This is a genomic window from Aquisalinus luteolus (assembly GCF_009712425.2).
GTDB lineage: Bacteria > Pseudomonadota > Alphaproteobacteria > Caulobacterales > Parvularculaceae > Aquisalinus > Aquisalinus luteolus.
In genome coordinates, this window is the sequence record NZ_VCJR02000001.1 from 1,054,382 (window position 1) to 1,066,057 (window position 11,676).

Here is an 11,676-nt window from a genome sequence, read left to right on the forward strand (position 1 = left end):
TTGTGTGAGACGATGACGACGGGCTGCTGTGGCAGCCGCAGGTCATCGCTCTCAATTCAGGAAGCGCTGTTTCAGGGTAACGGGAGTAAAAAGAGGAAGATCGGGAGCCGGAGGAGGACCGGTCTTGAACGTCTGGCGCTCCGGCGGAAAATTGACGGGCGGATCAGCCAGGATGGCGGCGAAAACCAGATCAGGTGCGGTGGTCAGAACAGGGGGATTTGCATCGGATTGGGCCTGCAACAACATCGGGGCGCAATCGTCACCCGCTGGGCATTCACCGGAGTGATGATCCTCAGACGGGGTGCGAAGGGAATTGTCGGCGATCATTTGATGGCAAGGCGTGTCGCCCTCGGCGACCGCGGCCATATTGACTGTATCGCCAACCATGAGTGGGCACGCCAACACCTGCTGCACCGTCAGGAAGACGATCGCAAAAATGGCAAGAAGACGCGTCATAGGTCGCATTATCGGAGATATAACTCACCGGAATTAACAATTCAATACCCCTCAAGGGGTATGCGGCTATTTCTTGCGGCCTCCAAGCACGGCGACCAGCTCACTGACCTTCTCTCGCCGGTCATTCACATCCGTACCCGTGAGTGCTCCCTCACTGTCTAAGCTGGATCGCAATCGGCAGCGCACCCACTCCTCCGCACATCTAGCAGACGGAACCCTCGGCGGGCAGCGCAAGTCCGCTGACTGCCGCAGGAGTGGCTGAAGCCGGCCCAGCACCAGAGTGAGAGCCAGTGAATGCCGATACGTTCGGCGCGTCTTGCATCAAGCGTTGGCACGGCTTTGGAACCCGAGGGAGGATCAGTTGGTTCGTGTAAGAGCAGGAAAGGTCTAACGAGGACGTAAATCATCTCTGAGCTTTCTGGGCGCTGATCATTGAGCCCTCGATGCGTAGCGAGGCAATTCATCTCCGGTATTTGGAGGAAAAAATTGAGCGATACGGAAAAGCCAGTCATCCTTGTTACCGGAGCCAGTGGATATCTCGGCGCAGCTATCGTGAACCGGCTGTACAGTGGATACCAGGTTGTTGGGCTTGACCGCTACACCCCGCCTCATCCTCCACACATGGCGGAATGTGTATGTTTCGACATTACTGACCAGGCGAGCGTGGACAAGGCGCTTGCGCGGGTGCGGTTCGCCTATGGCGACCGGATTGCTGCGTGCATCCATCTCGCGGCCTATTTCGATCTCACAGGCGAAGAGAACGCTGCTTACGAAGCGGTAACAGTCGACGGCACCAAACGTCTTCAAAAAGGGCTGGAGGAGTTTGAACTTGAGCAGTTCGTGTTCGCTTCAACAATGCTGGCGCACGCACCAACCGATCCCGGCTCCCCAATTAGTGAAAATGACCCATTTGATCCGAAATTGCCTTACCGTGCGTCCAAGGTCCGCGCGGAACGGATGCTGGCGGAACAGAGGGGCGGAGAAAAGCTGGTATTTTTACGACCCGCGGGCATTTACGACGACGCTGGCCATTCCACTTTTCTCGCCCATCAGATCGCCCGGATCCATGAAAAGCGACTAAGCGGAAAAGTCTATCCAGGGGATCTGTCGCGCGGCCAAGCCTTCCTGCATCTAAACGATCTTCTGGACGCTGTGGAACGCGTCGTAGAATACCGCGCCACACTGCCTGACGTATTCCCGGTGCTATTAGGTGAAGAAAAACCGCTGGCTTTCGGTGAGCTGCAGCGCCTGATCGGACGCGAGTTGCATGGAGAGGACTGGATCACGTGGAACGTCCCCCCAAAGCTCGCAAAGCTGGGGGTGTGGGCGGAGAACCACCTCCTTGGCGAAGACGCGTTCATCCGCGCGTGGATGGTTGATATTTCCAGCGATCACTATGAACTCGACCTTTCGGCGGCGAAGGAAAAGCTCGGTTGGTCTCCGCACCATAGCCTGCGCGAGGACGTACCGAACATTATCGCAACCCTGAAAGAAGACCCCTATGGCTGGTACGAGACCAATGGCCTGAACGCGTCGCGCGTCTCGGCCACCAAGGTCGATAAGGCCGCGACTATCGAGGCCGCAGAGAACACGTCTTCAGCCGAAGCGAATGCGTCCGAGCGCAATCACGATTCGAAGATGCGCCAGATGCATTTTTCGATGTTGTGGGTGCACTGGCTGGTCATGGCTCTGGGCCTCTGGCTGGCAACGGCGCCGTCCGTGTTCGGCACCTTCGATGAAGACGTGTTCAGTGCTGCAGTCCAGCGCGTGACTGAGGAGCGCGGTCTTTGGCCCGCAGAAACGCGCACTTGGCTGACGGCTTGGAACGATGTCGTGACCGGGCTTGCCATTATGATGTTTGCTGCGCTGTCGCTCCGCCCCGGCAACGGCTGGGCACAATGGGCCAATGCGGCGCTTGGCGTCTGGTTGCTGGCCGCGCCGTTGGTCTTCTGGACCCCGAATGCAGCGGTTTACGCAAACGATACACTGATCGGGGCTCTCGTGATTGCCCTGACGATCCTCATTCCAATGATGCCAGGCATGGCCCGGGAAGGTATGATGGATGATCGCGATGTGCCTCCCGGCTGGACATACTGTCCGTCGACCTATGTTCAGCGATTACCCATCATTGCTCTCGGGGTCGTGGGCTTTATCCTGTCGCGCATCCTTTCTGCCTATCAGCTTGGACACGTCGATGGCGTCTGGGAGCCATTCTTTTCGTCGTCATCAGAGCTCAACGGCACCGAGTATATTGTCACTTCAGATGTTTCAAAAGCCTGGCCGATTGCCGACGGAGGTCTCGGTGCGATGAGCTATATGTTTGAGATCCTCATGGGGGTGATGGGGAGCCGTCTGCGCTGGCGAACCATGCCCTGGATGGTCGCCCTGTTCGGCATCGTGGTCGGACCGCTTGGCGTCATAAGTATCTACTTCATCATCATTCAACCGATTGCGATCGGTACCTACTGCACCATCTGCCTGCTGGCGGCACTGGCCATGTTGATCATGATCCCGTTCTCGCTCGACGAGATTGTGGCGATGGTCCAGTTCATGATCTGGAATACCCGACGGGGACGGCCTTTCTGGAGGGCTTTCTTTCGCGGCGATGCGCTCCCCGGTGGTACCAAAGGCGAGGCGATGACCTTTGATGCAGCGCCGATCAATATTCTGAAGCAGAGCGCCCGAGGTGTGACATTTCCCTGGACGCTCCTGGCAAGCGCAGCCCTCGGCGTCCTTCTGATGCTGTCGCGCCCGGTTTTCGGAAATGAGGTGCCGCTCGCAGACAGCGACCACCTGACCGGTGCCCTGGTGCTGACCGTCGCCGTGATTGCTCTGGCGGAGGTAGCGCGTCCATTGAGGTTCCTGAATATCGGTTTCGGCCTGTGGCTGATTGTTGCGCCTGTCATCTTAAAGGGCGGCACAATCCTAGGCACGCTCTCCGGTATGGCTGCAGGGGTGGCAATAGTCTTGCTTAGCCTTCCGAGAGGACAGCGCAGCGACGAACATTACGGCAGCTGGGACCGGGTAATCCTCTGACTGCCGAACGTGTTCGTAGCCCTATTCGCCGGGAGTTCGCGACGGTGCTTGAATGGCCAAACCACGAGTTCACGGCGTGCAGCCTTATGGACATAGTCGACCGCCTCACATCAAAGCTTCAGCCTCCGTAGTCTGAGCGCATTACCGATCACCGAGACTGAGCTGAGGCTCATGGCGGCTGCCGCGAGGTTTTGTCAGTGCAACTGATTAGTTGAGCGGGCAGGTCACGTCGGTTAGCGTCGCTGGATGCCCCGAAATCCATTTCGTTATTACAAAACGTCACCTCAGATCATCACTCGCTTGATTTTGTGCTTGCAGAACCGGGGCCGTCCAAACATGACAGCACCCATGACCGGATGAGCCGCCATGAAGGCAGCGGCAAACAGTGTCAGGAGGCGGGTCACAAACTGCATCATTGTTCAAATACGTGAAAAAATTAAAACTTTCATTTCACCAAACTGTGAGGCCGCTACTTCTTGCGGCCACCAAGCACAGCAACAAGTTCCTCGACCTTTTCACGCCGGTCATCGACATTGCTTCCGGTCAGGGCATGATCCACACACGTTGCGATATGGTCATCCAGGATAACGGCCTCGAGGCCGACAAGCGCGGCCTTCACAGCCTGCACCTGACGAATGACGTCAATACAATACCGGTCGTCGGCCACCATCTTCGTGATGCCGCGCACTTGTCCCTCGATGCGGGCAAGCCTCCGGGTCGCGGCCTCTTTGGTTTCAGTCTTCATGGCAAATACCCCATACAGGGTATACATATGGGGGCCTCGTGAAGCAATTTCCAGTCTCTTTATGCGTCAGGAACGAAAGGTTCAGCCCAAGATGGACTGACAGTCATCACTCAATGGCATTTCCAGCTGCGGTCCACGCCTTCATCGAGCCGATATAGACATCGACGTCCGAGAAGCCCTTCCGCATGAGCTGCGAGGCGGCAATCGTGGCCCGGGCGCCGCTTCCGCACATGACGGTGACGGGCTTGTCCGGGTCGAGGTCACTGGCCGCATCAGGCAGCTTGCCGACATAAGCGTGCTTGCTGTCCTTGATATGGCCGCTCTCATATTCGTCGATGGCCCGGACATCGAGCAGGGTCCAGCCAGCCGGCGGGTTGTCTACGCGCGCGGCGACGGTTTCGGTATCGACGAAGTCGAGTGTGTCGAGCGGGCCGTTCTGGACCGCCACGGGCATGGCGCCGCTGACAAATCCGCTCACATTGTCGAAGCCGATCCGCTGAAGCGTGGTGGCCGCATCGACCGCCTGGTCGTCATCGCGCGCTACCAGCAGCACCGGTTTGTCGCCTGGCAGCAACCAGCCCGCGAAGGCGCCGCGGATCAATGACCGCAGCTTCGCCATCGGCGCTAAGGAAGTAGGAAAGGTGGGCAAGGCCCTGTGTCTTGATCTTTTCGAGTCTCGTTCTGTTTCGCTCCTTTTCGGGATCGAACGGGTCTGACTGGACGTGGAAGGCGCGTTAGTCCTCCGCGATGGCTGCCCCGGCAGCGTCGTCTGGATTGAGCGTGCCTTCGAAGGGGGGGACGGGGCGGCTCGCCGCCTCGCTTTCCGTCGATGCCGGTCCATTTTCCGCGATGTCGGAAATCAGCCATTCCATTTCCTTGATCTCGCGGCGCTGCGCCGTGATGATCTCGTCGGCAAGCTCGCGCACACGGACATCGTCGATGCCGGCGCGTTCACTTGTCATGATGGCAATGGAGTGGTGGGGGATCATCGCTTTCATGTAGGACCGGTCGTCGACAGTGCTCTGGCTGCGCACCAGCCAGAGGGCCAGGACGAACACGACCGCAGCGCCAATGAAAATGCCGAAATTGATCCGGCTGTCCTTGTACATGTTGAGCATGAAGCTCAGCATCACGACGGCCATCGCGGCGCCCATGATGAAGGCCATGGAGAAGCGCGTTTCGCTCCAGCGAACATGCTCCCACGCATAGGTGTTGAGGTACATCAGTCCAAACATCACGATCACCGATGTGATGATCATTGCTCCAAACCGCCAATAACTGTTCTTCATATCCACTTTCAACATCCTCCTTATACAGTGGTGGGGTATTTCCACGACTAACGGAGAAGTGTGTGAACAGGTTCCGAGTTAATCCGATTTTTGAATTCCGCCCGAAGTTGGACCATCCATTTGGTTTCGCATCAGGAGGAAAATGAAGGATGCCGAGCACGAAATCAGCAGGAAACCATTGAGTGATTCCAGTCCCGCCAGGAACCGCGAATGTCCGGTTGGATAGATATCGCCCAGCCCAAGCGATGTGTAGTTGACGAGGGAGAAATAGAATATGTCCATGAACCCGTCCGCTTCGCCGCCCTTGAAACCACCCAAGTCAAAGGCATCCAGTAGCGTAAAGCTGGTTGCATAGAGCGCTGCCTCAGCGAGGTGCGCCAGGCCTGCACCTACGATACCCGAAACAACGATCGGGAGACCTGAACGCGCTTCATGGTTCAGGCGTCGGTGCAGATGCGCCAGTGCGAGATAATGCACCGTGCTTGCCAGCACGAAAGTGAGCAGTCCGATCAAGGTTGCGATGATCATGAGTGGGCTTTGTGCTGGTCGTTTCCGGACTCCTCTCCGGGAGGATTGTCGCGAAGACGTTTCAGGAAGAAATGCTCGAATAAAAAGACTGCAGCCATGCCGAAAGCCGCGATCATGATGATGACTGGATCGGCTTGCCACTTCAGGGCGATGAAGGCGATCAGGACGACGGCATCGAGTGCCATCGCACAGATAAGGATTGCGGGTGCGGCGCCGACATCCCGTCTCAAATGCCGGAAGACGCCCCAATGGATGATGATATCCATGACCAGATAGAAGATTGCGCCAAGCGAAGCGATGCGACTGAGATCGAAGAAAGCCGCGAGCAATCCGGCAGCCACAACCGTATAGACGAGCGTATGACGCTGTACCGTTCCGGGCATGCCGAAATGTCTATGCGGAATCAGGTTCATGTCGGTCAGCATGGCGAGCATGCGGGAGACGGCAAACAAGCTGGCAAGCAGGCCTGAAGCTGTCGCGATGATCGCAATCGTTACTGTGAACCACAATCCATAGTTTCCAAGTGCTGGCCGGGCCGCTTCGGCGAGAGCATAGTCCTTCGCCGCAACAATCTCCGAGACAGTGAGGGTTGATCCGACAGCGAAACAGACAAGGAGATAGATGAAAGTGCAGATCGCAAGCGAGATCATGATGGCCCGCCCGACATTGCGGGTCGGTTCCTTCACCTCGTCGCCACTGTTCGTGATGGTGGTGAATCCCTTATAGGCCAGGATGGCGAGCGCGACGCCGGCCAGGAATCCACCGGCAGATGTGCTGTCAGCGAAACCATCTGCTGCTGGCTGGAAGCTGAATCCGGCAGCCCAGATCGCAATAAGCGCGAAAATCAGTATGCCACCAATCTTGAGAATAGCCGTGACCTTCGATACGCCGCCGATCACCTGATTACCGGCAATATTTATCACGAAAGCCAGGATAATCAGTCCGATTGCCAGCAAGGGGACGAATATGCCGCCCTCGACGCCAAACAGCTGCAGCGTGTACGTACCGAACGTGCGGGCGACCAGGCTTTCATTGATGATCATCGAGAACGCCATCAGCAGGGCGGCGCTTCCGGTCACGGTAGACGGGCCGTAAGCGCGGCGGAGTATCATCGCGATGCCGCCGGCGCTAGGATACTTGTTGGAGACCTTGATATAGGAATAGGCGCTGAAGCCGCTGATGATGGCTGCCGTGAGGAAGGCGAGCGGAAACAGGTCGCCGGCAAATTCAGCGACCTGACCGGTCAGGGCAAAGATGCCGGCACCGATCATCACGCCCGTCCCCATGGCGACGGTGCCCGCCAGCGTCAGTGACCCTTGCTTGTAGTCATCCTCACTCATGGTCTTGCCTGTTCGGAGACCAATTGCGTTCCCCGATAGGAGGCATATGTCCTGGCATCCTCTCCAGAGAAGATGATGACATCATACCGATCTGGCGCGTTCGGTGTTTCCATGCCGGGAGAGCCTTGCGGCATGCCGGGCACCGAGACGCCGTTGACGTCAGGCTTTTCTTCGAGCAAGCGTCGTATTTCCCGAGCGGGAACGTGACCTTCAACGACATATCCGTCGACTTCTGCGGTATGGCAACTCATCAGTTCATCCCGAACACCAAGCCGTGACCGAATGGGTGTCAGGTCCTCTTCCTCTTTCACGATGACGTAGAAACCCTCGTCATGCAGGTGGTCCACCCAGGCGGCGCAGCAACCGCACCATGGCGTCTTGTGTACAGTGACTGTTTGCGCGTTGGCTGCGGGTGACGCGGAGAAGAGCATCACGCCCGCTATCAGGGCTGCAATCATCAGCGCACCGAGCGCGCTCATAGCAAGTGGTCTGGACATGTCTGTGCTCCGGAAAATTAGAGTTTAAGGGTTCTCAGCCGCAAGGCGTTGCCGATAACAGATACGGAGCTGAAACTCATGGCGGCCGCCGCGATCATCGGGCTCAGTAACAAGCCGAAGAAGGGATACAGAATGCCAGCGGCAACCGGCACGCCAAGCGTATTGTAGAAGAACGCGAAGAACAGGTTCTGGCGGATGTTGCGCATCGTGGCGTGGCTGAGCTCCCGGGCCTTTGCGACCCCGATCAGATCGCCTTTCACAAGCGTTACACCGGCACTCTCCATGGCCACATCGGTTCCGGTTCCCATGGCGATTCCGACATCCGCCTGAGCGAGCGCGGGCGCATCATTTATGCCGTCACCGCACATGGCCACGCGGGCACCGTTCTTCTGGAGTTCGGACACGATCCGATGCTTGTCTTCAGGCGAGACGTCGGCGTGAACCTCATCGATGCCGACCTTGTCGGCGACCGCGCGTGCTGTCGTCTCATTGTCACCTGTCAACATCACAATCTTCAACCCTTCGGCATGAAGACGTCTGATGGCTTCCGGTGTCGTCTCCTTGATCGGGTCCGCCACAGAGACAAGGCCTGCCGGTTTTCCGTCGACGGCGGCGAACATAACCGTCTGGCCTTCGGTGCGGTACTGGTCAGCGCGTGTCCCGAGGTCGTCAGACCAGCCCCCGATCCGCTGCATCATCTTTCTGTTGCCGATGGCGACGGTTTGGCCGTCGACGCTTGCCTGCGCACCTTCGCCAGTGACGGATTCAAATCCGTGCGCATCCTTGTGAGGCGCGCCCTTGCCTTTTGCGCCACGCACGATCGCGTCGGCAAGTGGGTGCTCGCTCAAACGTTCCACCGCGGCTACGAGACTAAGCAACGAGGCTTCGTCGAAGCCTTCGCCTGGCTGGACGCGTACCAGTTCGGGGCGTCCGAGCGTCAACGTCCCGGTCTTGTCGACCACGATCGTATCGACCTTCTCAAGCGTCTCCAACGCTTCAGCATTCTTGATCAGGATGCCGTTGGACGCGCCCTTGCCCGTGCCGACCATGATCGACATCGGGGTTGCCAGACCTAGCGCACAGGGACATGCGATGATCAGGACGGCAACGGCATTCACGATCGCAAAAGCCATCGCCGGGTCGGGTCCGAACACGGCCCACACGACAAAGGTCAGGATTGCAATTCCAATAACAGCCGGAACGAACCAGGCAGCGACGAGATCAGCGAGCCGCTGGATTGGAGCTCGGGACCGCTGAGCGGCGGCAACCATTCGGACAATCTGGGACAAGAGCGTGTCTTCGCCCACATGTGTCGCCTTCATAACGAGCGACCCGGTTCCGTTGACCGTGCCGCCGGTCACACGGGCGCCAGCGGCTTTTTCGACGGGCAGGGGTTCGCCGGTGACCATGGACTCGTCAACCGACCCATGGCCGTCGACGACCTCGCCATCGACCGGGATCTTCTCACCTGGCCGGACCCGCAGCTTGTCGCCAGACTTTACATCCGCGAGATCGACATCCTGTTCGCTGCCATCGTCAGCAATCCTGCGCGCAGTAGCAGGGGCAAGCTCCAGCAGTGCACGAATGGCTCCTGAGGTGGCGTTGCGCGCGCGCAGTTCGAGCACCTGGCCAAGTAAAACCAGCGTAACGATGACGGCGGCCGCCTCGTAGTAGACTGCTACCGCGCCGCCATGCCCACGGAATGAATCGGGAAATATGCCGGGCGCGAATGTTGCGACCAGGGAATAAATATAGGCCACGCCGACGCCCATCGCGATCAGGGTGAACATGTTGAGGTTGCGTCGCTTCACGGATTGCCAGCCGCGCACGAAGAAAGGCCAGCCGGCCCAAACGACAACGGGAGTCGCGATCAGGGCCTGAAGCCAGACACTCCATGTCGGATCAATCCAGTGCCTGAGCGGGCTGCCGGGAATCATTTCGCCCATGACAAAGGCGAGCAGTGGCGCCGAGAAGACAAGGGCGACCCAGAAGCGCCGCGTCATGTCATCCAGTTCGCTGGTATCCTGCTCGGCCGTCACCGTTTCCGGTTCGAGCGCCATGCCGCAGATCGGGCAGCCTGTATTGGCAGTTTCGCGTACCTGCGGATGCATGGGACAGGTCCAGACGGTGCCGGCATAGCCGATCGGAACCTTGTCATAGGCATCATCGGGCTTCTCTGGAGCGGCCTGATCGTTGTGATGGCACGCATGTCCGGAATGGGCGTGAGAAGTGTCGTTGGTCATGGCTCTGACTCTTTCAGCAGGAGTGCTTCACAGGATGAGGGTATGCATCACTTTTATGCGCTGCTGTTTCGGTTGAAGAAGTTGAACAAGGGAACGAACAGAAGGGCGATGTACCAGCCATAGAGATAGCTCTCGACAAGGCCGATCAGGAAACCAGTCAGCGTTCCAAACTCAAATCCGGGCAGTAGATCCTGCCATGCTGGATGCATGTGAAGGCTGGACGGCGTCACACTCCCCCAGCCGACGCACAGCAAATAACTGACGAGCAGGAACAGAGACAGCGAGTGTCCGACGGGGATAATTTTCATTCTGACCTCCAGCGGTCCAGGCAAGAGCAAGTAGGACAGTCATAGTATAATACCCCTAGGGGGTATATTCAATATCATCGCCGCTTGCCGGTTGCTTTTCAACTTGGCCGGCAAGCGGCAGTTTGGATTTCCTCCTTATCGAGGCGCACGGGAGGACGAGTGCGTGTGAATGACCTGCCAGGTGCCGGCGACCTTGCGGAACAGCACCGTTTGTTTCCCGATACGCTCCAGGCGTTCGCCATTGGAGCTGAACGTTCCACTGATCGCTGTGTCCGCGACAGCCCATGCAAAGTCACTTCCCTCGAATTGCACGTCTATATTCGAGAAGTCGAGTTCGAGATCCGGAATGGTATCTTTTTCGGGCTCGACATGATTTTCGACAAGGTCGAGCAGGCCAGTATTCTCGCCGCCTGACTCAAAGTACCGGGCGCCTGACCAGTCGAGAAAGTTCTGTCGGAACAGTTCGCCATCGCCGGTCTCCCAACCGGTTTCGATCGCGGCCATGATATCCAGGATCGCCTGTTCATCAGTCGAGACCGGTTTGGTGTCGTGATGGCCGTCGGAGTTGTCGTGTCCGGCGGGGACCGTGCCTGACATTTCTCGATCAGCTGCACCGTCGGTATGGTCGTGATCATGTCCATCGCCGCTCGCCGATGATCCATCCATCGTGTCGGATGGAGGCGCTCCGTGAGCGTCTTGATGATCGTCTGTTGAATTTACGGTGCCTTGGTCGCCATGACCGGCTCCGCCGCCATGATCATGATCGTGGCCTGGCCCGCTGGCTTCAGGAAGGGTCTGCACGCCAAGTCCGTACTTGTAGACAATTGTGCCTCCCCACCACGCTGTAACCGTCAAAAGACCTGCCACCGCCAGGGCACTGATCGCAAATACCGGGCCGGGCGACGAGGCCCTTCTCAGCCAGCGCCAACCGGCGAGGGCCAGTAATGCGAGGCCCGTGGGAACAGCCCAGTTGCGATGGGTTGTCATCGCTTCATGGGACGGCGCATCGTGAGCAACGCTGTAATAGGCCTGAAACCCGGCCGCGATGGTGGCCAGAACCGCCAAGGCAGCCAATGCCAGCATCCAGTCGGCGGCCGGTCGAAGGCTGTCGCGCCAGCGGCCTGCAAGTACGAGGAGGCCAGCCACATATGCCAAGGCTGCAGATGTGCCGAGGGCATAGGTAAAATGCACCAGCACGGGGTGAATATTGGGTTCTATGAAACCGCCCATTTTG

The 11,676-nt window shown here is 58.2% G+C and carries 11 protein-coding genes; 1 reads left to right on the forward strand and 10 read right to left on the reverse strand.

Going from position 1 to position 11,676, the window contains the following annotated elements; translation table 11 throughout:
• Positions 1–51 precede the first annotated feature (51 nt).
• Positions 52–456, reverse strand: a complete 405-nt coding sequence (locus FF098_RS04860; RefSeq protein ID WP_205967388.1) for a hypothetical protein — start codon at positions 454–456, stop codon at positions 52–54.
• A gap of 486 nt (positions 457–942) precedes the next feature.
• Here FF098_RS04860 and FF098_RS04865 point away from each other — a divergent pair, with 486 nt between their 5' ends.
• Positions 943–3,492: an NAD-dependent epimerase/dehydratase family protein gene (locus tag FF098_RS04865; RefSeq protein ID WP_155138021.1), complete on the forward strand. Its 2,550-nt coding sequence runs from the start codon at positions 943–945 to the stop codon at positions 3,490–3,492.
• Positions 3,493–3,961: 469 nt separating this feature from the next.
• On the opposite strand, the gene FF098_RS04870 is transcribed toward FF098_RS04865, so the two are convergent.
• The 9 genes from FF098_RS04870 to FF098_RS04910 form a co-directional block, all read right to left on the reverse strand.
• Complete coding sequence (locus FF098_RS04870; RefSeq protein ID WP_155138023.1) at positions 3,962–4,237, reverse strand: metal-sensitive transcriptional regulator; 276 nt, start codon at positions 4,235–4,237, stop codon at positions 3,962–3,964.
• 106 nt (positions 4,238–4,343) lie between these two features.
• Positions 4,344–4,856, reverse strand: a complete 513-nt coding sequence (locus tag FF098_RS04875; protein WP_229714511.1) for a rhodanese-like domain-containing protein — start codon at positions 4,854–4,856, stop codon at positions 4,344–4,346.
• A gap of 115 nt (positions 4,857–4,971) precedes the next feature.
• Positions 4,972–5,526 carry a DUF305 domain-containing protein gene (locus FF098_RS04880; protein WP_155138025.1) on the reverse strand — a complete coding sequence of 185 codons (555 nt, stop codon included), beginning with the start codon at positions 5,524–5,526 and terminating at the stop codon, positions 4,972–4,974.
• Between the two features lie 78 nt (positions 5,527–5,604).
• A complete protein-coding gene (locus FF098_RS04885; RefSeq protein ID WP_155138027.1) occupies positions 5,605–6,054 on the reverse strand; it encodes an ion channel in 450 nt (149 codons plus the stop codon).
• Positions 6,051–7,394, reverse strand: coding sequence for an APC family permease (locus FF098_RS04890; protein WP_155138029.1), 1,344 nt, complete (start codon positions 7,392–7,394; stop codon positions 6,051–6,053). The genes FF098_RS04885 and FF098_RS04890 overlap by 4 nt, the downstream gene beginning before the upstream one ends.
• Positions 7,391–7,891, reverse strand: coding sequence for a DUF411 domain-containing protein (locus FF098_RS04895; protein WP_034827461.1), 501 nt, complete (start codon positions 7,889–7,891; stop codon positions 7,391–7,393). Before FF098_RS04895 ends, FF098_RS04890 begins: the two co-directional genes overlap by 4 nt.
• Positions 7,892–7,908: 17 nt before the next feature.
• Entirely contained in the window at positions 7,909–10,134 is a 2,226-nt protein-coding gene (locus FF098_RS04900; RefSeq protein ID WP_084419937.1) for a copper-transporting P-type ATPase, read from the reverse strand.
• A 53-nt stretch (positions 10,135–10,187) separates the two neighbouring features.
• Positions 10,188–10,442 (reverse strand): hypothetical protein, encoded by a 255-nt coding sequence (locus tag FF098_RS04905; RefSeq protein WP_034798659.1) that lies wholly within the window; start codon positions 10,440–10,442, stop codon positions 10,188–10,190.
• 135 nt (positions 10,443–10,577) lie between these two features.
• The gene (locus FF098_RS04910; protein ID WP_155138031.1) at positions 10,578–11,672 is read right to left on the reverse strand and encodes a DUF2231 domain-containing protein; all 1,095 of its coding nucleotides are present in this window, start codon (positions 11,670–11,672) and stop codon (positions 10,578–10,580) included.
• Between the last annotated feature and the right edge of the window lie 4 nt (positions 11,673–11,676).

Bases quoted from the DNA above. Each gene is read 5' to 3' on its own strand.
- FF098_RS04860 (WP_205967388.1), bottom strand. From the start codon at position 456: ATGACGCGTCTTCTTGCCATTTTTGCGATCGTCTTCCTGACGGTGCAG.
- FF098_RS04870 (WP_155138023.1), bottom strand. From the start codon at position 4,237: ATGAAGACTGAAACCAAAGAGGCCGCGACCCGGAGGCTTGCCCGCATC.
- FF098_RS04875 (WP_229714511.1), bottom strand. From the start codon at position 4,856: ATGGCGAAGCTGCGGTCATTGATCCGCGGCGCCTTCGCGGGCTGGTTG.
- FF098_RS04880 (WP_155138025.1), bottom strand. From the start codon at position 5,526: ATGAAGAACAGTTATTGGCGGTTTGGAGCAATGATCATCACATCGGTG.
- FF098_RS04885 (WP_155138027.1), bottom strand. From the start codon at position 6,054: ATGATCATCGCAACCTTGATCGGACTGCTCACTTTCGTGCTGGCAAGC.
- FF098_RS04890 (WP_155138029.1), bottom strand. From the start codon at position 7,394: ATGAGTGAGGATGACTACAAGCAAGGGTCACTGACGCTGGCGGGCACC.
- FF098_RS04895 (WP_034827461.1), bottom strand. From the start codon at position 7,891: ATGTCCAGACCACTTGCTATGAGCGCGCTCGGTGCGCTGATGATTGCA.
- FF098_RS04900 (WP_084419937.1), bottom strand. From the start codon at position 10,134: ATGACCAACGACACTTCTCACGCCCATTCCGGACATGCGTGCCATCAC.
- FF098_RS04905 (WP_034798659.1), bottom strand. From the start codon at position 10,442: ATGAAAATTATCCCCGTCGGACACTCGCTGTCTCTGTTCCTGCTCGTC.
- FF098_RS04910 (WP_155138031.1), bottom strand. From the start codon at position 11,672: ATGGGCGGTTTCATAGAACCCAATATTCACCCCGTGCTGGTGCATTTT.